The organism is Chelativorans sp. ZYF759, assembly GCF_012911015.1.
In the GTDB taxonomy this organism is placed as follows: Bacteria; Pseudomonadota; Alphaproteobacteria; order Rhizobiales; family Rhizobiaceae; genus ZYF759.
The window spans coordinates 69,573-86,558 of record NZ_WVVV01000007.1 but is presented as its reverse complement, the minus strand read 5'-3'; the positions used below and the strand labels follow the sequence as shown (position 1 = coordinate 86,558).

19 protein-coding genes are annotated in these 16,986 nt (G+C 62.5%); 12 read left to right on the top strand and 7 right to left on the bottom strand.

Going from position 1 to position 16,986, the window contains the following annotated elements:
• Window positions 1-27 precede the first annotated feature (27 nt).
• From GRZ55_RS13220 to GRZ55_RS13195, 6 genes are all read left to right on the top strand, one after another.
• A complete protein-coding gene (locus GRZ55_RS13220; RefSeq protein WP_169287407.1) occupies window positions 28-714 on the top strand; it encodes a 50S ribosomal protein L25/general stress protein Ctc in 687 nt (228 codons plus the stop codon).
• A 29-nt stretch (window positions 715-743) separates the two neighbouring features.
• Window positions 744-1,469 carry an aminoacyl-tRNA hydrolase gene (gene pth / locus GRZ55_RS13215; protein WP_169287406.1) on the top strand — a complete coding sequence of 242 codons (726 nt, stop codon included), beginning with the start codon at window positions 744-746 and terminating at the stop codon, window positions 1,467-1,469.
• An 82-nt stretch (window positions 1,470-1,551) separates the two neighbouring features.
• A complete protein-coding gene (locus GRZ55_RS13210; protein ID WP_169287405.1) occupies window positions 1,552-2,139 on the top strand; it encodes an exopolysaccharide biosynthesis protein in 588 nt (195 codons plus the stop codon).
• Window positions 2,140-2,234: 95 nt separating this feature from the next.
• Window positions 2,235-3,338 carry a redox-regulated ATPase YchF gene (gene ychF, locus GRZ55_RS13205; RefSeq protein ID WP_169287539.1) on the top strand — a complete coding sequence of 368 codons (1,104 nt, stop codon included), beginning with the start codon at window positions 2,235-2,237 and terminating at the stop codon, window positions 3,336-3,338.
• A gap of 20 nt (window positions 3,339-3,358) precedes the next feature.
• The gene (locus GRZ55_RS13200) at window positions 3,359-3,817 is read left to right on the top strand and encodes a MaoC family dehydratase (RefSeq protein WP_169287404.1); all 459 of its coding nucleotides are present in this window, start codon (window positions 3,359-3,361) and stop codon (window positions 3,815-3,817) included.
• A complete protein-coding gene (locus GRZ55_RS13195; protein WP_169287403.1) occupies window positions 3,814-4,284 on the top strand; it encodes a MaoC family dehydratase in 471 nt (156 codons plus the stop codon). The genes GRZ55_RS13200 and GRZ55_RS13195 overlap by 4 nt, the downstream gene beginning before the upstream one ends.
• A 3-nt stretch (window positions 4,285-4,287) precedes the next feature.
• On the opposite strand, the gene GRZ55_RS13190 is transcribed toward GRZ55_RS13195, so the two are convergent.
• From GRZ55_RS13190 to GRZ55_RS13165, 6 genes are all read right to left on the bottom strand, one after another.
• Window positions 4,288-5,238, bottom strand: a complete 951-nt coding sequence (locus tag GRZ55_RS13190; RefSeq protein ID WP_169287402.1) for an alpha/beta hydrolase — start codon at window positions 5,236-5,238, stop codon at window positions 4,288-4,290.
• 37 nt (window positions 5,239-5,275) lie between these two features.
• Complete coding sequence (locus GRZ55_RS13185; protein WP_169287401.1) at window positions 5,276-5,821, bottom strand: adenine phosphoribosyltransferase; 546 nt, start codon at window positions 5,819-5,821, stop codon at window positions 5,276-5,278.
• Window positions 5,822-5,950: 129 nt separating this feature from the next.
• A complete protein-coding gene (locus tag GRZ55_RS13180; protein WP_169287400.1) occupies window positions 5,951-6,778 on the bottom strand; it encodes a cytochrome c1 in 828 nt (275 codons plus the stop codon).
• Between the two features lie 29 nt (window positions 6,779-6,807).
• Window positions 6,808-8,106, bottom strand: a complete 1,299-nt coding sequence (locus GRZ55_RS13175; protein WP_169287399.1) for a cytochrome b N-terminal domain-containing protein — start codon at window positions 8,104-8,106, stop codon at window positions 6,808-6,810.
• 21 nt (window positions 8,107-8,127) lie between these two features.
• Complete coding sequence (gene petA / locus GRZ55_RS13170) at window positions 8,128-8,703, bottom strand: ubiquinol-cytochrome c reductase iron-sulfur subunit (RefSeq protein WP_169287398.1); 576 nt, start codon at window positions 8,701-8,703, stop codon at window positions 8,128-8,130.
• Window positions 8,704-8,959: 256 nt separating this feature from the next.
• Window positions 8,960-9,466, bottom strand: coding sequence for a tRNA (cytidine(34)-2'-O)-methyltransferase (locus GRZ55_RS13165; RefSeq protein WP_368856617.1), 507 nt, complete (start codon window positions 9,464-9,466; stop codon window positions 8,960-8,962).
• A gap of 389 nt (window positions 9,467-9,855) precedes the next feature.
• On the opposite strand from GRZ55_RS13165, the gene GRZ55_RS13160 reads away from it, so the two are divergent.
• From GRZ55_RS13160 to GRZ55_RS13145, 4 genes are all read left to right on the top strand, one after another.
• A complete protein-coding gene (locus GRZ55_RS13160; RefSeq protein ID WP_169287397.1) occupies window positions 9,856-10,128 on the top strand; it encodes a hypothetical protein in 273 nt (90 codons plus the stop codon).
• A gap of 12 nt (window positions 10,129-10,140) precedes the next feature.
• Window positions 10,141-12,006, top strand: a complete 1,866-nt coding sequence (locus tag GRZ55_RS13155) for an ABC transporter ATP-binding protein (protein WP_169287396.1) — start codon at window positions 10,141-10,143, stop codon at window positions 12,004-12,006.
• 108 nt (window positions 12,007-12,114) lie between these two features.
• Window positions 12,115-13,956: an ABC transporter ATP-binding protein gene (locus GRZ55_RS13150; RefSeq protein WP_169287537.1), complete on the top strand. Its 1,842-nt coding sequence runs from the start codon at window positions 12,115-12,117 to the stop codon at window positions 13,954-13,956.
• A 7-nt stretch (window positions 13,957-13,963) separates the two neighbouring features.
• Window positions 13,964-14,275: a DUF6665 family protein gene (locus GRZ55_RS13145; RefSeq protein WP_169287395.1), complete on the top strand. Its 312-nt coding sequence runs from the start codon at window positions 13,964-13,966 to the stop codon at window positions 14,273-14,275.
• Between the two features lie 175 nt (window positions 14,276-14,450).
• Here the strand turns inward: GRZ55_RS13145 and GRZ55_RS13140 are convergent, their stop codons facing one another.
• Window positions 14,451-14,708 (bottom strand): hypothetical protein, encoded by a 258-nt coding sequence (locus tag GRZ55_RS13140; RefSeq protein ID WP_169287394.1) that lies wholly within the window; start codon window positions 14,706-14,708, stop codon window positions 14,451-14,453.
• Between the two features lie 99 nt (window positions 14,709-14,807).
• Here GRZ55_RS13140 and hemF point away from each other — a divergent pair, with 99 nt between their 5' ends.
• Window positions 14,808-15,722: an oxygen-dependent coproporphyrinogen oxidase gene (gene hemF / locus GRZ55_RS13135; RefSeq protein ID WP_169287393.1), complete on the top strand. Its 915-nt coding sequence runs from the start codon at window positions 14,808-14,810 to the stop codon at window positions 15,720-15,722.
• A gap of 322 nt (window positions 15,723-16,044) precedes the next feature.
• A complete protein-coding gene (locus GRZ55_RS13130; RefSeq protein ID WP_169287392.1) occupies window positions 16,045-16,932 on the top strand; it encodes a LysR substrate-binding domain-containing protein in 888 nt (295 codons plus the stop codon).
• The last annotated feature ends 54 nt before the right edge of the window (window positions 16,933-16,986 follow it).

Below are 16,986 nucleotides of genomic sequence, written 5' to 3'. Positions count from 1 at the left end.
TCCGCCAAAAACTTGAAAGGAAATGCCATGAGCCACGCGAGCTACGAGCTCAAGGCCGAGGCGCGCGATCGGGTCGGCAAGGGGGCCGCCCGTGAAATTCGCCGCAGCGGCAAGGTACCCGCAGTCATTTACGGTGACAACAAGCCACCCCTGGCCATCACCCTGCCGTACAAGGACGTGCATCTCAAGATTCACGCCGGCGGCTTTCTGACGACGATCGCAACCATCGACGTCGACGGCGAAAAGCACCAGGTGCTGCCGAAAGACTTCCAGATGGACCCCGTGCGTGATTTCACCATGCATGTCGACTTCCTGCGCGTGGGCAAGAACACCATCGTCACGGTCGAGATTCCGGTTCACTTCCTCAATGAGGAAGCTTCCCCCGGCATCAAGCGCGGCGGCGTTCTGAACATCGTGCGCCACACGGTCGAGTGCACCTGCCCCGCCAACGACATTCCCGAAGCTTTCGAGATTGATCTGACGGGCCTGGCGATCGGCGACTCCATCCATATTTCTTCGGTGACCCTGCCCAAGGGCGTGACCCCGACCATCACGGACCGGGATTTCACGATCGCCACGATCGCCGCGCCCGCCGTCCTGACGGCTGCCGAGGAAGAAGGCGTCGACGAGACCGAAGCCGCCGCGACCGAGGTCGAGGAAGAGACGGCCGAGGGCGAGGAAGGCGAAGAGGGCGGCGAGGAAGCCAAGGAATAGTCTTCCCCAATTCCTTCGGGAGCTGGACGATGCTCATCATTGCGGGCCTGGGAAATCCCGGGCCCAAATACCAGAACAACCGGCACAATGTCGGTTACATGGCGGCGGACGCCATACACCGCCGCCATTCCTTTTCGCCATGGTCGAAGAAGCACTCGGCTCTCATCGCCGATGGGCGCATCGGCGGCGAAAAGGTCCTCCTGATCAAGCCGCAGACATTCATGAACCTGTCGGGTCAGTCCGTGGGGGAGGCCATGCGCTTCCACAAGCTGTCGCCACAGGACATCGTCGTGCTCTATGACGAACTCGACCTCGCACCCGGCAAGGTCCGGGTGAAGACGGGCGGTGGCAGCGGCGGCCACAACGGCATCAAGTCGCTCGACGCCCATTGCGGAAAGGATTATCGCCGCGTCCGCATCGGCATTGGGCATCCTGGCGCCAAGCACCTCGTCACCAGTCATGTCCTCGGCGATTTCGCGAAGGTCGACTCCGAATGGCTCGATCCCTTGCTGGAGAGCATCGCCGATCAGGCCGAACTCCTCGTGCGGGGGGACGATGCGGGCTTCATGAGCAAGGTTGCCCAGGCGGCGCAGGGCAAGTCCCCCAGTGCGCCGGCGGCCGCAGCAGCTTCCCAGCGCCCGGTACCGAAAGGTCAGAGTCATATCCGACAGGCTCGGCCCCGCCAGCCGGCCGTCAAGCCCCCCGAAAACGGGCCGTTGGCAGCCATGCTCAAGAAGCTCTTCAACCGCGACTGACATCCCGCACGCGGACCTTTTCCGAAGGTGATGCGTTTGTCGGATTGGCGACGGTGGTCGTCGCCGCCCCGGCGAAGGATTCATGGACGACAGGCAAGAGCTCGAAGATCTGGAAGACGTGCTCGATCAGCTTGAGGAAGCCGGCGAGGACGATACCGTGTCGGTTGGCGACATCGTCGAGCAGATCGGTGGCGATGCATTCGGCCCGCTGCTGCTCGTGCCCGCGCTTTTTCTCATAACGCCGGTGAGCGGCGTTCCGGGCATGCCGTCGATAGGCTCGCTCATCATCTCGCTCATCGCGTTTCAGATCGTCCTTGGGCGAGAAACGCTGTGGCTGCCCGGTTTCCTGACCCGAAGGGAGATGAAGAAGAAGCGTCTCGACAAGGCGGTATCCTGGTTGCGCAAGCCGGCAGGTTGGATCGACAAGGTCAGCGCCGAGCGTATGTCCTTCCTCACCCAGCGACCCTGGATCATGTTGCCTGCGGCGATCTGCACACTGATGGTCCTCCTCGCTCCCGCTTTTGAAACGGTTCCATTTTCCGTTTCCATCGTGGCAGGGGCAGTCGCGCTGTTCGCGCTCGGTATGATCGCCCGCGACGGCATCATGATCCTGATCGGAGGCGTTGTATGCGCAGCAGCCGGTTGGCTGATATGGACGACACTGGCCTGATTTGATCACAAGCCACGCTCGAAGGCTTGACGATCATGGACCCCTCCCCCATAGCCCTGATCGAATTCACCTCCTCCCACAGGACGCTTGACATCATGGGCTTCAAATGCGGCATCGTCGGCCTGCCGAACGTCGGCAAGTCGACGCTCTTCAACGCGCTGACCAGGACCGCCGCCGCGCAGGCGGCAAACTATCCCTTCTGCACGATCGAACCGAATTCCGGCGACGTCGCGGTTCCCGACGAGCGGCTGAAGAAGATTGCCGGCATCGCGAAGTCGAAGGAGACGATCCCGACGCGCATTTCCTTCGTCGACATTGCCGGGCTGGTACGCGGCGCCTCCAAGGGCGAAGGCCTCGGCAACCAGTTCCTCGCCAACATTCGCGAGGTCGACGCCATCGTGCACGTCCTGCGCTGCTTCGAGGATGACGACATCACCCATGTCGAGGGCCGTATTGATCCGGTTGCTGATGCCGACACGGTCGAGACCGAGTTGATGCTGTCCGATCTCGAAAGTCTTGAGCGCCGCATCGTTCAGATCCGCAAGCGTGCCACCGGCAAAGACAAGGAGGCGCTCACCGTCCTTCCGATGATGGAAAAGGCGCTAGAGCTGCTTCAGGAGGGCAAGCCGGTTCGCCTTCTACTGCCCGGCATCGCGGCGGAAGATCTGAAGATCCTGCGCGGCCTCAATCTTTTGACGTCCAAGCCCGTGCTCTATGTCTGCAACGTGTCGGAAGCGGAAGCCGCGACGGGCAATGCCCACACCGAGGCGGCCGCCAGGATGGCCGCTGATCAGGGCGCCAGCGCCGTCGTCATCTCGGCGGCGATCGAGGCCGAAATCGCTCAATTGTCGCCTGACGAAGCGGCGGAGTTCATGGAGGCCCTTGGCCTGACTGAGCCAGGCCTCGACCGCCTCATTCGCGCCGGATACGATCTTCTCGATCTCATCACCTTTTTCACCTCCGGCCCGAAGGAGACCCGTGCCTGGACCGTCGCCAAGGGATCGAAAGCGCCGCAGGCCGCTGGCGTCATCCACACCGATTTCGAGCGGGGCTTCATCCGCGCCCAGACCATCGCTTTTGACGATTTTGTGGCCCTTGGCGGCGAGGTCCCTGCCCGCGATGCCGGCAAGGCGCGCGACGAGGGCAAGGAATATGTCGTCCAGGACGGTGACGTGATGCTGTTCAAGTTCAACGTCTGAGGCAGCGTGTGGAGGAAGCGATGGCACCGAGATGGGCCTTCGAGGATTTCGAGGAAGGGACCGCAATCGATCTGGGCTCGAAGGCCGTCACCGCCGAGGAGATCATCGAGTTCGCCAGCCAGTTCGATGCGCAGCCGATGCATCTGGACGAAGAGGCCGGCAAGGCAAGCATCCTCGGTGGCCTGGGTGCCTCCGGCTGGCACAGCTGCTGTATGCTGATGCGCATGATGTGCGATCGCTTCCTGCTTGATTCGACGTCCCAGGGTGCCCCCGGCGTAGACTATGTTCGATGGAAGAAGCCGGTGCTCGCCGGTGACACGCTGACCGGCACCTCCGTGGTCGAGGAAAAGCGTCTGTCGGCGCGCCGTCCAGGGCTTGGTTTCGTTACGTGCCGTCACCAGCTCGTCAATCAGCGCGGCGAAACGGTCCTTGAACTCAAGAACACCGGCATGTTCCTGACCCGCGAGGCCGCGTCATGAGCCTGGAAGACTATTTCCGCATTGGAGAGACGGTCGAGCTTGGCAGCCACACCTTCACGGCCGAAGAGATCAAGACCTTCGCTTCGAAGTATGACCCGCAGCGCTTCCACGTCGACGAGGAGGCCGCAGAACACAGTGTATTCGGTCGCCTTTGCGCCTCCGGGTGGCATACCTGCGCTATCTGGATGCGCCTCAACCTCGAACACCGCGAGGACCTGGAGGGCCGCGACTGGACAGGGGATGGACCGCGTCCTGCTTTTGGCCCCTCGCCCGGATTCAGCAACCTGAAATGGCTGAAGCCGGTCTATGCCGGCGATAGGATCACCTATACCCGCCGCGCGACGGGGCACCGAGCCCTTGCGACGCGGCCGGGCTGGCGCATGATGACCATCGTCGCGGAAGCCTTCAACGGGGCTGGCGAGAAGGTGCTGCAATTCGAAAACGCCGTGCTGGTGAAGTCGGGATAGGCGTCACCCTTCGAACGGCGCTGGCAGCCCGATGGCGGCTTGTGCCGCAGCCGGGCCATTCACTCTGTCGTTGGCAAGGATGCTGAGGAAGTCGTCGACGTGACGCTGCCCTCCCAGGCGCATGATGTTGAAGTGATTGGCACCGGCCACCACTTCGACCGACGCGAATTGCGGGTTGCTCCGTGCCAGCGCGTAGGCAAAGGAGGGCGGTGTCACCGGGTCCTGTTCGCCCGCCAGCAGAAGCACGGGCGCGCTGATCTCGCGCATGCGTGCCAGGTTGTCGAAACGCGTGCGGACGAGGAAACCCGGAATGCGGCCGGCCTGAAGACGCACGGCGGCCAAGAACGTGCTTATGGGCGCCTCCAGCACGACGCCGAGTGGCGCGCTGTAGGCGGCCGCATGCGCCGCGAAGGCGGATCCCATCGAATAGCCATAGAGAATGGAGCCGTTGCGCGTGATGCCGGCTTGGGCGGCCTGGTCGAGTAACGCAAGCACGTCGCGGTGCATGCGCGTTTCCTGAGGTGCGCCGGGATTGCCGCCATACCCACGATATCCGACCAGCAGCAGGCCATGGCCTGCCTCCACGGCTTCCACGAAATGTGCCGGCTTGTGAATGATATCGCCATCTCGCCCCGCGAAATAGACGATGGTCGGCAGTCCGTCGCGCGGCATGACGTACCACGAGCGGAGGCTGAGCCCATCAGCGGTCCGGTGGTTGAAGGCGCGAAGTGGCCGGTCGCGATCCAGCTCGAGAATGGAAAAATGAAGCCTGTAGCTGAACAGGATGCGTTCGGGCAGCAGCGCGATGAGGCCTCCCAGCAGCAGCAGTGAGCCGAGTGCAGCCACACCCCAGACGGACTTGCCGCGGATAGCGCGCTGGCGCCGAGAACTTTCGGTGCCCGGCTGCGCCGATCTTGTAGAACCTTCCGTAAGGTCGGCACCCTGAATCGTCATCAATTCAGGATACGCATGGACACCACCAATCGTTCCGCTAGTGCCCTTCGAACGCGATCAGCGTGTTTACCTCAACGCCGAGGGCTTCGAGCTTGGCACGGCCACCGAGTTCCGGCAGATCGATGACGAAGCAGGCAGCCACGATATCCGCCCCCATCTGCGTGAGCAGTTTGACCGCTCCTTCGGCCGTTCCCCCCGTAGCGATCAGATCATCGACCAGGATGACCTTCTCCCCGGGCCTGAGTGCATCCTTGTGCATCTCCATCTCGTCGATGCCGTATTCGAGGCTGTAGGCGACCCTCACCGTATCGTGCGGCAGTTTCCCCTTCTTGCGGATGGGTATGAAACCCGCCGAAAGCTGATGAGCAATGGCACCGCCGAGAATGAAGCCTCTTGCCTCGATCCCGGTCACCTTGTCGACCTTCGTGCCGGCGTAGGGATGGACCAACTCGTCGACCGCCCTGCGGAAGGCCCGCGCGTCACCCAGCAGCGTGGTGATGTCGCGGAACATTATGCCTGGCTTGGGATAGTCGGGAATGGTCCGGATGGACGAGAGGAGGGTCTCTGCGAGAGATGTCTTCATGGATGTCGTGCCTCGGGAGAATCTGCGCCTCCTTCATGCAACAGCACGGTGCCGATGTCGAAACCATTCTGCTCAGGAAAAAGGGCGCCCCGAGGCGCCCTTCTGGAAACGATACGGTCAAGTTGCCTGTCAGTGCGGGACGGCTGCCCAAACCTTGCGCTTCGACATGTAGACGAGCCCGCCAAACAGCAGGAGGAAGATCATCACCACGAAGCCGGTCTGCTTGCGTGCTTCGAGATGAGGCTCCGCCGTCCACATGAGGAAGGCAGCTACGTCTCGGGAGTACTGGTGGATCGTCTCGGGCGAGCCGTCATTATAGGACAGCATGCCGTCGGAGAAGGGCTGCGGCATCGACAGCGACGTACCCGCCAGGAAATAAGGATTGTAGTAGGTGCCGGGCTGCAATTCGTAGCCCTCAGGTGCTTCCTGATAGCCCTGCAGCAGCGAATAGATGTAGTCGGCGCCGGCTGCCTCGTACTGCGTGAAGATATCGATGACGAAACGGGGGAACCCACGCTCGGCGTGACGGGCCTTGGCCATCAAGGAAAGGTCCGGCGGCGCCGCACCGTTGTTTGCCGCCGCGGCAGCTTCAGCATTCGGGAACGGGTCGGGGAAACGATCCGCGGGGATTGCCGGGCGCATGAACATGTCGCCGAATGAATCCGGCCCGTCCTCGACCTCGTATTCCGCGGCCAGAGCAATGATCTGCTCTTCGGAATAGCCCAGGGTGGAAAGATTGCGGAAGGCTACGCGATCGAGGCCGTGACAAGCCGCACAGGACTCACGATAGACCTGGAAGCCACGCTGCAATTGCCCCCTGTCGTAGGTGCCGAAGGGTCCGGCGAACGACCAGCTCTGCTCGATCGGCTCATAGATCGGGTATTCGGCGGCCGAAGCGGCACCGGAGATTCCCAGTCCAAGTGCAAGCGCGGTCAGCCCCTTGAGGATAGTCTTCATGATTAAGGTCCTTGTCTGCCGGTGCGCTCTCAGCTCTGGGTTTCCGCGGCGGTCTGGGCGGCATGAGGCACAGCCTTTCCGCCGTTCTTCTCGAGCACGGCCTCGGTGATCGAGTTCGGCATGCGCCGAGGCGTCTCGATCAGACCGAGGATCGGCATGATGATGAGGAAGAATGCGAAGTAGTAGAAGGTGCCAACCTGTGCCAGGGCGACATAGAGGCCTTCGGCAGGCTTGGATCCCAGCCAGCCGAGGAAGACGGCGTTGATGGCGAAGATCCAGAAGAACAGCTTGTACCAGGGCCGATAGACCGCGGAGCGGACACGCGAAGTGTCGAGCCAGGGCAGGAAGAACAACACCACGATCGCGCCGAACATGGCGAGAACGCCGCCAAGGGCCGCCGAAATCGGGCCGATGTCGAAGGTGACAGCGCGCAGGATGGCGTAGAAGGGCAGGAAGTACCACTCCGGCACGATATGAGCGGGGGTCACCAGCGGATCGGCCGGGATGTAATTGTCGGCGTGTCCGAGATAGTTCGGGATGTAGAATACGAAGTACATGAACACCAGGAAGAACACGACCATGGCAAAGCCATCCTTGATGGTCGCGTAGGGCGTGAAGGGGACGGTGTCGGTCTTCGACTTGACCTCGATGCCGGTTGGGTTGGTCTGGCCGGTCACGTGCAGTGCCCACACGTGCAGCACGACCACGCCGGCGATCATGAACGGCAGGAGGTAGTGCAGCGAGAAGAAGCGATTGAGCGTCGGATTGTCGACCGCAAAGCCGCCCAGAAGCAGTTCCTGGATCGCGGTGCCAACCAGCGGAACCGCCGAGAAGAAGCCGGTGATGACGGTCGCACCCCAGAAGCTCATCTGGCCCCATGGCAGCACGTAGCCCATGAAGGCGGTCGCCATCATCAAGAGGTAGATGATCACGCCGAGGATCCACAGCAGCTCGCGCGGCGCCTTGTAGGACCCGTAATAGAGACCACGAAACATGTGGAGATAGACGGCAATGAAGAAGAAGGACGCGCCGTTGGCGTGAAGGTAGCGCATGAGCCAGCCGGAATTCACGTCGCGCATGATGTGCTCGACGGAATCGAATGCCAGCGACGTGTGCGGCGCATAGTGCATTGCAAGCACGATGCCGGTGACGATCTGCACAATCAGCATGATCGAGAGAATGCCGCCGAACGTGTACATGTAGTTCAGGTTGCGGGGGACGGGGTAGGCAACGAAGGAATCGTACACCAGACGCGGCAGAGGCAGGCGCGCGTCTATCCAGCGCCCGAGGCCGGTCTTTGGCGTATAGGTAGAATGTCCACCGCTCATGTCAGATGCTCTCTTTGTAGCTTAGCCGATCCTGATGACCGTATCGGAGATGAATTCGTAGGCCGGAATGTGCAGGTTTTCCGGCGCGGGGCCGCGCCGGATACGGCCGGCCGTGTCGTAATGCGATCCGTGGCAGGGGCAGAACCAGGCGCCGAAATCGCCCTGTTGGCTCAGCGGAACGCAGCCCAGATGCGTGCACACGCCGACCATCACCAGCCAGTTTTCGCGGCCTTCGCCCGCGGAACGCGAGACATCGTCGGCGGAAGCATCGGCCGGAAGGTTCTCGTTGCGCGCCAGCTGATCCGGCAGGTCTGCCAGCGGCGTTTCGCGCGCGGCCTCGATTTCGGCCTCGGTACGGTTGCGGATGAACACCGGCTTGCCCCGCCACATGGCGGTGATCGACTGGCCGGCCTGGACTTCGGTCAGGTCCACGTCGATCTGCGCGACGGCAAGGGTCGAGGCATCCGGCCGCAACTGGTCGATGAACGGCCAGACCGCGCCCGCAACTCCGACAACGCCGGCCATTCCGGTGGCGATGTAGAGAAAATCGCGGCGATTGTGCTCGGCGCTTGCGTCGTTGGTTTCGTTGGCGCTCACGGGACTTGTCCTCTTGGCTCGTCTACACGGGGGAGTTCGCGAAGCCGGACGTCGTCGAGCCACGAGAACACAAGCCAAAAGGCCTGTAGACTCCCCCTACAGTTGGCGAAGGTTTCTATGCGCGGGCGGGGCGATTGTCCAGACGCCACGGGGCCATGACGGCAGATTGTCGCGGCCCCTTCACAGGCCGCGCTTCATACCTGCCAGGCTCTGGCATGGTGGCAGAGCCAAGTCGGGTGACGACAATCGCATGGCATCATGGTGGCGCCATTTGCCGCGTCGCCTCGCCTGCCGCGATCGCTGCGCTCATGGCGAGGTTCAGGCTGCGGCCGCCGCCCGGCATGGGGATCAGCACCGCCGCATCCGCAGCGGCGTGCACGATCTCGGGAACGCCCGCCGACTCGCGTCCGAAGAGAAGTACGTCGTCACGCTGAAACGTGAAGTCCCATAGCGGGACCGCCCCACGCGTGGTGAACAGCACCAGTCGATGGCGCTTCTCTGCTCGCCACGCCTCGAAGCTGCTCCAGTCGACATGACGCACCAGCCCGGCCATCGCCAGATAGTCCATTCCGGCGCGCTTCAGCGCGCGGTCGGACATGTCGAAACCTGCGGGACCGATGATGTCGACCCCCATTCCCATGCATGCCCCGAGCCTCAGAATGGCGCCGGTGTTGCCGGCGATGTCGGGCTGATAGAGGGCGATGCGTGGAGTTTGCTGTCGACTTCCGACGTTCGGGTCGCATTGAACCGCATCCAAAACGATCAATTCTCCTCTTGACCTCAACCAAGGTTGAGGCGCTAGCCACGCCCCATGAGACCGCTGCAAGCCGACATGCCATGCCGTTCCGATACGGAACCGCGCCTTGCCTCGAACACGCTTCGAGCCGTGTCCCAAACGTCACAGCCTGTCAGTATGGGTCCCGCCGTCCGCACTTGCCACTGGCCAAAAAGAGGCAATGCGGGTATAGCCGCCCCAACGTCAACCCGAACCGATGGAGGCATCAATGGATATTCTAATGTGCATCGCCTTCATCCGCATGCGCCAGCAGCGGATCGCCTGACGGCGGGTTCGGCAAGACCACTTCTCTCCATTCGACAGACTGGTCACGATTCCCGCCGGAACTCCGTTTCCGACCGACGAGGAATCGCGCCATGCCATCCGACAGCAACAAACCGGGCCGCAAGGTCCTTTTGCCGATCAACGATCCCAGCCTGCCCGCAGGCGACCCCGCGGCTTCGAGCCTTGGATTATCGCCCGCTTTCGCGCGGGCTCTGGGCGAAGCGACGAAGCCTGTCGAGCAGCCCAGCGGGGATCATGGCTTTACGGCTGACGACACTTTCAGGCGGCCCCGGCTCGACGGCCCGAAGACCAGACAGGGCGTGATGCGCCCACACCGCATAGACCTGCGCAGCGGGCACAAATGATAGGACTGACTGATGTTTTTCAAATGGTTTGAGAAGCGCCTCGACCCCTTCCCTGCCGACGAGCCGGTCGAACCGCCGCGCACGCTGGTCGCCTTTTGTCTGCACTACACGAAAGGCTCCTGGCTCTATCTTTCGATCATGGCAATTCTCGTTGCCATGATCGCCATCATCGAGGTCTCGATGTTCGCCTTCCTCGGCAACATCGTGGACTGGCTGGCCGACCGGGACAGGGACACGTTCCTGGCAGAGGAGGGCTGGAGGCTCGCCGGCATGTCCGTCGTCGTGCTTTTCGTCCTGCCCAGCATCGTGCTTCTGCAGTCGCTCGTCAGCCAGCAGGTCCTGATGGGCAACTATCCCATGCGCATTCGCTGGCAGGTGCATCGCTACCTGCTCAAGCAGTCGATGACCTTCTACCAGGACGAATTCGCAGGCCGCATCGCCACCAAGCTCATGCAGACAGCGCTCGCCGTGCGCGAGACGGTGATCAAGCTCGTCGACATCCTCAACTACGTGGTCGTCTATTTCATCGGTATGCTGCTGCTGGTCGGCTCCGCCGACTGGCGCCTGGCCCTGCCGCTCGCGGGCTGGCTGGTCGGATACGTACTCCTGATGCGCTACTTCATCCCGCGCCTTGGCGAGATCGCGGAGCGGCAGGCTGATGCACGGTCGATCATGACCGGCCGCGTGGTCGACAGCTATTCCAACATCCAGACGGTCAAGCTCTTCTCGCATGCAAGGCGTGAGGCCTCCTATGCGCGCGAGGGCATGGGCGGCTTCCTGGACACGGTCTACGCGCAGATGCGCAAGATCACTGGTCTGTACGGTCTTCTGTACATGCTCAACTCAGCCTGCCTTTTCCTGGTCGGCGCGATCGGCATCTGGCTCTGGATCGGCGGTCTGGTCAGCGTCGGCGCGGTGGCACTGGCGTTGGGGTTGGTGCTCCGGCTTTGGGGCATGTCGCAATGGATCATGTGGGAACTCTCGCAGCTGTTCGAGAATATCGGCACGGTTCGCGACGGCATCAGCTCGATTTCGCTGCCGCACCTGGTGGAGGACAAGCCCAATGCGAAGGAACTGGTCGTGGCACATGGCGAGATCGCGTTCGACCATGTCCGCTTTCACTACGGCAAGGACAAAGGCGTCATCGAGGACCTGTCGCTCAAGATCGCCCCGGGCGAGAAGATCGGCATCGTCGGGCGCTCGGGTGCGGGCAAGTCGACGCTGGTCAATCTGCTCCTGCGTTTCTACGACATCGAGGCAGGCCGCTTGCTGATCGACGGTCAGAACATCTCCGATGTGACCCAGGATTCGCTGCGCGCTCATATCGGTGTTGTCACCCAGGACACCTCGCTTCTCCACCGCTCGGTTCGCGACAACATCCTCTACGGTCGTCCGGACGCGACGGAGGAGATGATGCTCGAAGCCGCGCGCAAGGCGGAGGCGACCTTGTTCATCGACGAATTGAGCGATCCGCAGGGCCGCAGGGGCTATGATGCCCATGTGGGCGAACGGGGGGTGAAGCTCTCTGGCGGTCAGCGCCAGCGCATCGCGATCGCGCGCGTGATGCTCAAGGATGCGCCGATCCTGATTCTCGACGAGGCGACGTCGGCGCTGGATTCCGAGGTCGAGGCGGCGATCCAGGAGAATCTCTATCGTCTGATGGAAGGCAAGACGGTTATCGCCATCGCACACCGGCTTTCCACCATCGCCGCAATGGACCGCCTGGTGGTCATGGACAAGGGCCGCATCATCGAGGAAGGCACGCATGATGAGCTTATCGCGTCAGGTGGCCTGTACGCCCAGCTCTGGCAGCGTCAGTCGGGCGGATTCCTGATGTACGACGAGCAGGAATCGATCCGCGAAGCGGCGGCCGAATAGCAGCAATTCAGGCAGAGGAGGCGACATTTCATATGCCGCCTCCTATGTATCTGGATCGAGGTGTCCGAATTGAACGATGATCCCGACAGATACACGTTGAGCGAACGCATGTGGCGGCGCGCCGAGGGCGTCATCGAGCCATTCGCCGACACCGAGCGCGAGGTTCTGCCCCGCGATGCATTCCAGTTCATCCTGTTTTTTGCGCGCCAGGCACGCGGCCCCTTCATCCTGCTGCTGATCGTTGGCGGCTTGGCGGGCGCCGTTGACGCGGCGCTCTACTGGGCGCTGGGCTATTTGATCGATCTGCTGGAATCGTCCTCGCCTGCCACGCTGCTCGCGGATCACTGGCCGGAGCTGGTGGCCTTCCTCTTCCTGATACTTGTGGTGCGCGCAGGAGTCATGATCGCCAATGCGGTGGTCGAGCAGCAGGTGGTCGTGCCGAGCTTCTACCAGCTCGTGCGCTGGCAGGCATTCCGACGCGTGCTGGAGCAGCCCTACTCTTTCTATCAGAATGACTTCGCAGGCCGCATCGCCACCAAGATCATGCAGGGTGGCGAGGCGACGGGCGACTTCATCGTTTCCTCGCTCCAGACCTTGTGGAGCTTCCTGACATTTCTGGTGCTCGCGGCGACCATTCTCACCATCGTCAATCCGTGGATGGCCGTGGTACTCGCGCTCTGGCTTGCAGCTTACGTCGTCACCGCGTGGATCCTGCTGCCCAGACTTCGCAAGGCCGGACGTCGAACGGCGGACGAGAGATCGATTCTCAATGGCCGCCTTGTCGATGCCTTCACGAACATCGTCGCCGTCAAGCTCTACGACACCGGTCGCCACGAACACGATTTCGTCCGCGACAGCATGCAGAGCTTCCTGCAGGCGGTACGCGGGCTCACCCGCGCCATCACCAGCGTTCGCTCCGCGGTCGCGCTCATCAACGGCGTGATGATGGCGGCAATCTTTGCCATCGCGGTGATGAGCTGGATGAATGGCACGGCGTCGACCGGCGCCATCGCGGCGGCGATGGGGTTGGTCTACCGCCTGAACCAGATGTCCGGCTACATGATGTTCAACGTCAACGGGCTGATCCGCAACTTCGCCACCGTCCAGGATGCCACCGGCACCATTTCCGTGGAGCCCGCGATCAAGGATGCCGCCGATGCCGCAACGCTGCCGCGCGCCGCAGGCGAGCTGCGCTTCGAAAACGTCTCCTTCAACTACGGAAAAGACGGTGGCATTATCAACGGCTTCGATCTCCACATCCGCCCCGGTGAGCGTATCGCACTGGTTGGACCATCGGGCGCCGGCAAGACGACGATCGCCAATCTCGCACTGCGCCTGTTCGATATCGAAGGCGGGCGTATCCTCATTGACGGGCAGGACATTCGTAACCTCACCCAGGCCTCGCTGCGCGCTCAGTTCGGCGTTGTCAGCCAGGAGCCGATGCTCATGCACCGTTCCATTCGCGACAACATCGCCTACGGCCGGCCGGATGCCAGCGACCAGGAGGTCGTCGCGGCAGCCAAACGCGCCGAGGCCCACGATTTCATTATGGAAGTTGCCGACCCGAAGGGCCGCAAAGGCTATGAAGCTCATGTCGGCGAGCGTGGCGTGAAGCTGTCAGGCGGCCAGCGCCAGCGTGTCGCAATCGCCCGCATGATCCTGAAAAACGCGCCGATCCTGATCCTGGACGAGGCGACTTCGGCGCTGGATTCAGAGGTGGAAGCCGCCATCCAGGACAACCTCGACAGGCTGATGGAGGGTAAGACCGTCATTGCAGTTGCCCATCGCCTCTCGACCATCGCCGCCCTCGACCGGCTGGTTGTCATCGACCAGGGCCGCATCGTCGAAGAGGGGAGCCACGAGGAGTTGATCGCCCGCGACGGCCTTTATGCCCAGCTCTGGAAACGCCAGTCAGGGGGCTTCCTCGGCGACCGAGTCGCGGCGGAGTAGTTCGCCCATGTCGCTGAGATTGCCCGGAAGCAGCGCCGGCCGGAGGCTCCAGACCGGCGTCGACACGCTGGATTACGAATTGGCCGAGGAGATGGCCATCTCTCTCGGCCGTGCCGGCGAACGGGTGGAGAAGGCGCTATCGGCCTATCGGGCTTCTCGGAACGACGATGAATTGCGGGCATCCACCCTTAAGGCGGCCGCGCGCGCCGTCCATGCCTATTTCATCCAGCGCGAACTCTGCGGCCTTCGCCGCCACGACGACGCCATCCGCCATTACGAAATCCCACGCGAGGTCCTCGCGCGTCTTGGTGCGTGCTGACGCCCTGTAGATGGCGGGGTTTGCAAGCCCCCTCCACCGCCTTCGGCGGTCCCCCTCCCCCGCTGCGCAGGGGAGGATTCGAAGCGTAGCGGCCGAACGCGACCTTGATCCTCCTCCGTTTACGGGGCGGGGGACCATGCGAAGCATGGTGGAGGGGGCGCACAAGCACCATTTCTCAATCCGCAGTCGGCAGCCGTCTGATGGTAAATTCGATGATGTCGCCCGGCCGCTCGAACCAGCTTTCGATCTCGGTCCAGTAGGCCTGTTTCGGCCAGCGGTCGAACCACTCTCGCGCCTTGGCGCGCGCGTCGGTGCGCGGCAGACGGAAAGTTTCGCGAACGAAGCCGTCGCGAGGCTTGATGGACTGGTTGGCGCGGCCTCTGTCGATGCTGCGCTTCAAGCCCGCAAGCGGAGGTCTCGGCGGAACACGCAAGAAATGACTCCTTGACCCGACCTGACAACAGATTAGGGATCACGGAAGGAATTGCGAGTCATTTGTGCCCCGTTTGGGGCGGCAGTCTTGGAGACGAACATGCAGCGCCCCGACCTTCCGGCCGGATTGCCAGCAGCTATCGAGGACAAGAAGCAGACGGCGCGTGCCTGGTTCGAAGAGCTACGGGACCGCATCTGCAGTGCATTCGAGAAGATCGAGGAGGATCTCGATGGCCCGCACGCCGTCTGGGCGCCGGGTCGATTCGAGCGCACGCCATGGCAGCGCGACGAAGGCCGCGGCGGCGGCGGCGTGATGTCCATGATGACCGGGCGTGTCTTCGAGAAAGTCGGCGTCCACACCTCGACCGTATACGGAGAGTTCTCCGAGGAGTTTCGCAAGCAGATGCCCGGCGCCGACGAAGACCCGCGCTTCTGGGCGTCCGGCATCTCGCTGATCGCACACCCCCTCAACCCCAACGTTCCGGCCGTGCACATGAACACCCGCATGGTGGTCACCTCGCGGCAGTGGTTCGGGGGCGGCGCCGATCTGACGCCGGTGCTCGACCGGCGCCGCACGCAGGACGATCCCGACACGCTGGCCTTTCACAAGGCGATGAAATTCGCCTGCGACAAGCATGCCGACGTCGCCGATTACGACCGGCTGAAGGCGTGGTGCGACGAATATTTCTTCCTGCCTCACCGCAACGAGCCACGTGGCGTCGGTGGCATCTTCTACGATTGGCTGAAGACCCCCGAGGACCAGGGCGGATGGGATGCCGACTTCGCCTTCACTCAGGATGTCGGACGTGCCTTCCTGGTGGTCTACAACCACCTCGTCCGCAAGAATTTCGGCGAGAACTACACCGAGGCCGACCGCGAGGAGCAGTTGATCCGACGCGGCCGCTATGTCGAGTTCAACCTGCTTTACGACCGCGGCACAATTTTCGGGCTCAAGACCGGCGGCAACGTCCACTCGATCCTCTCCAGCATGCCGCCTGAAGTGAAGTGGCCATAGACCGTTCGTGGCCTTGCGCCGGCGCCTTTTGAAGCGCAGGGAGAGCAGCTAGCAGTGCGGCCGGGGCCGCAATTCGCCCGCTGGCAGATCGGCAAGCTGCCGGGCGCTCATGCGCGCAATGGACGGGTGGCTGAGCGGATCTCGCGACCACCGTTCTTGTTCCAGACAGGCATCACTGCGCAGCCCACGCCGGCGGCGCCACCGAGCAACAATCGAGAAAACCAGTGACAGCATTTCCTTGCCTCCACGATATCTGGAAAAGAACGCCAGACGTCGACTAGAAACAATGGATTTCCTGAGGCCTTCGTTATAGAAAAACTATATGCGTGACCTCAACCGAGTGCATATCAATGGATTGCGGGCAGTGGAGGCTGCCGGAAGGCACCGATCCCTCCAGGGGGCTGCGCTGGAGCTCGGCGTGACCGTGGGTGCAGTCAGCCAACAGATCATCAAGACAGAACGCCAGCTTGGCCACATGCTGTTTGATCGAACTTCACGTGGCCTGGTGCCCACGCCTGCGGGAAAGTTGGTCCTGCCCAGGCTCAGCAGCGGATTCCGTGAGATCGCAGCGGCTCTGGCTTCGCTACGTTCCGATGACGAGATGACGCTGGTGATTTCCGTGGCGCCCGTATTGGCCTCCAGATGGCTGGTGCCGCGCCTCGCCCGCTTTTCTCGATTGCATCCCGAAATACGCGTCCGGCTCGACGCTTCTGTCGAGTTGGTAGATCTCGACACGACCGACATCGACCTGGCCCTGCGGGTCGGAGCAGGGGACTGGCCTGACGTCCGGGCAGACTTTCTGATGCCGCAGGAAGTCTTCCCCGTCTGCGCGCCCGAGCTCGCCGCAGGACTGACCGGACCGCATGATCTGATCACTTCGCCGATCTTGCGCGACGTCAATTCGACCCTCGGCTGGAACATCTGGCTCGATCAATTCGCCATCGACGAATCCGATCTGCCGCAGGGCCATGGCTTCACCGATGCTTCTCTTTGCCTCGAGGCGGCGATCGCTGGCCAGGGCGTCATGCTAGCTTGGCAGACCCTGGCTCAAGACGCCATTGCCGCAGGCTGGCTCGTCGCGCCCTTTCCAGAGCGCGCCGCGACGGGCCTGGGCTACTGGCTGGTCACCTCCCCCGCGCGCCCCAGGCCGCGCAAGGTCCACCATTTCGAGCACTGGATCTTGCAGGAGGTGGCGGGAGCACAAATGTGAGCTTGCCACGCCAATTGCCACCGGCATTGGCAATTTGCCGGCGTGACAACCGAT

What these genes read in the sequence shown, in the direction of transcription:
- GRZ55_RS13220 (WP_169287407.1), top strand. Translation starts at nt 28, where the DNA reads ATGAGCCACGCGAGCTACGAGCTCAAGGCCGAGGCGCGCGATCGGGTC.
- pth (WP_169287406.1), top strand. Translation starts at nt 744, where the DNA reads ATGCTCATCATTGCGGGCCTGGGAAATCCCGGGCCCAAATACCAGAAC.
- GRZ55_RS13210 (WP_169287405.1), top strand. Translation starts at nt 1,552, where the DNA reads ATGGACGACAGGCAAGAGCTCGAAGATCTGGAAGACGTGCTCGATCAG.
- ychF (WP_169287539.1), top strand. Translation starts at nt 2,235, where the DNA reads ATGGGCTTCAAATGCGGCATCGTCGGCCTGCCGAACGTCGGCAAGTCG.
- GRZ55_RS13200 (WP_169287404.1), top strand. Translation starts at nt 3,359, where the DNA reads ATGGCACCGAGATGGGCCTTCGAGGATTTCGAGGAAGGGACCGCAATC.
- GRZ55_RS13195 (WP_169287403.1), top strand. Translation starts at nt 3,814, where the DNA reads ATGAGCCTGGAAGACTATTTCCGCATTGGAGAGACGGTCGAGCTTGGC.
- GRZ55_RS13190 (WP_169287402.1), bottom strand. Translation starts at nt 5,238, where the DNA reads ATGACGATTCAGGGTGCCGACCTTACGGAAGGTTCTACAAGATCGGCG.
- GRZ55_RS13185 (WP_169287401.1), bottom strand. Translation starts at nt 5,821, where the DNA reads ATGAAGACATCTCTCGCAGAGACCCTCCTCTCGTCCATCCGGACCATT.
- GRZ55_RS13180 (WP_169287400.1), bottom strand. Translation starts at nt 6,778, where the DNA reads ATGAAGACTATCCTCAAGGGGCTGACCGCGCTTGCACTTGGACTGGGA.
- GRZ55_RS13175 (WP_169287399.1), bottom strand. Translation starts at nt 8,106, where the DNA reads ATGAGCGGTGGACATTCTACCTATACGCCAAAGACCGGCCTCGGGCGC.
- GRZ55_RS13160 (WP_169287397.1), top strand. Translation starts at nt 9,856, where the DNA reads ATGCCATCCGACAGCAACAAACCGGGCCGCAAGGTCCTTTTGCCGATC.
- GRZ55_RS13155 (WP_169287396.1), top strand. Translation starts at nt 10,141, where the DNA reads ATGTTTTTCAAATGGTTTGAGAAGCGCCTCGACCCCTTCCCTGCCGAC.
- GRZ55_RS13150 (WP_169287537.1), top strand. Translation starts at nt 12,115, where the DNA reads ATGTGGCGGCGCGCCGAGGGCGTCATCGAGCCATTCGCCGACACCGAG.
- GRZ55_RS13145 (WP_169287395.1), top strand. Translation starts at nt 13,964, where the DNA reads ATGTCGCTGAGATTGCCCGGAAGCAGCGCCGGCCGGAGGCTCCAGACC.
- hemF (WP_169287393.1), top strand. Translation starts at nt 14,808, where the DNA reads ATGCAGCGCCCCGACCTTCCGGCCGGATTGCCAGCAGCTATCGAGGAC.
- GRZ55_RS13130 (WP_169287392.1), top strand. Translation starts at nt 16,045, where the DNA reads ATGCGTGACCTCAACCGAGTGCATATCAATGGATTGCGGGCAGTGGAG.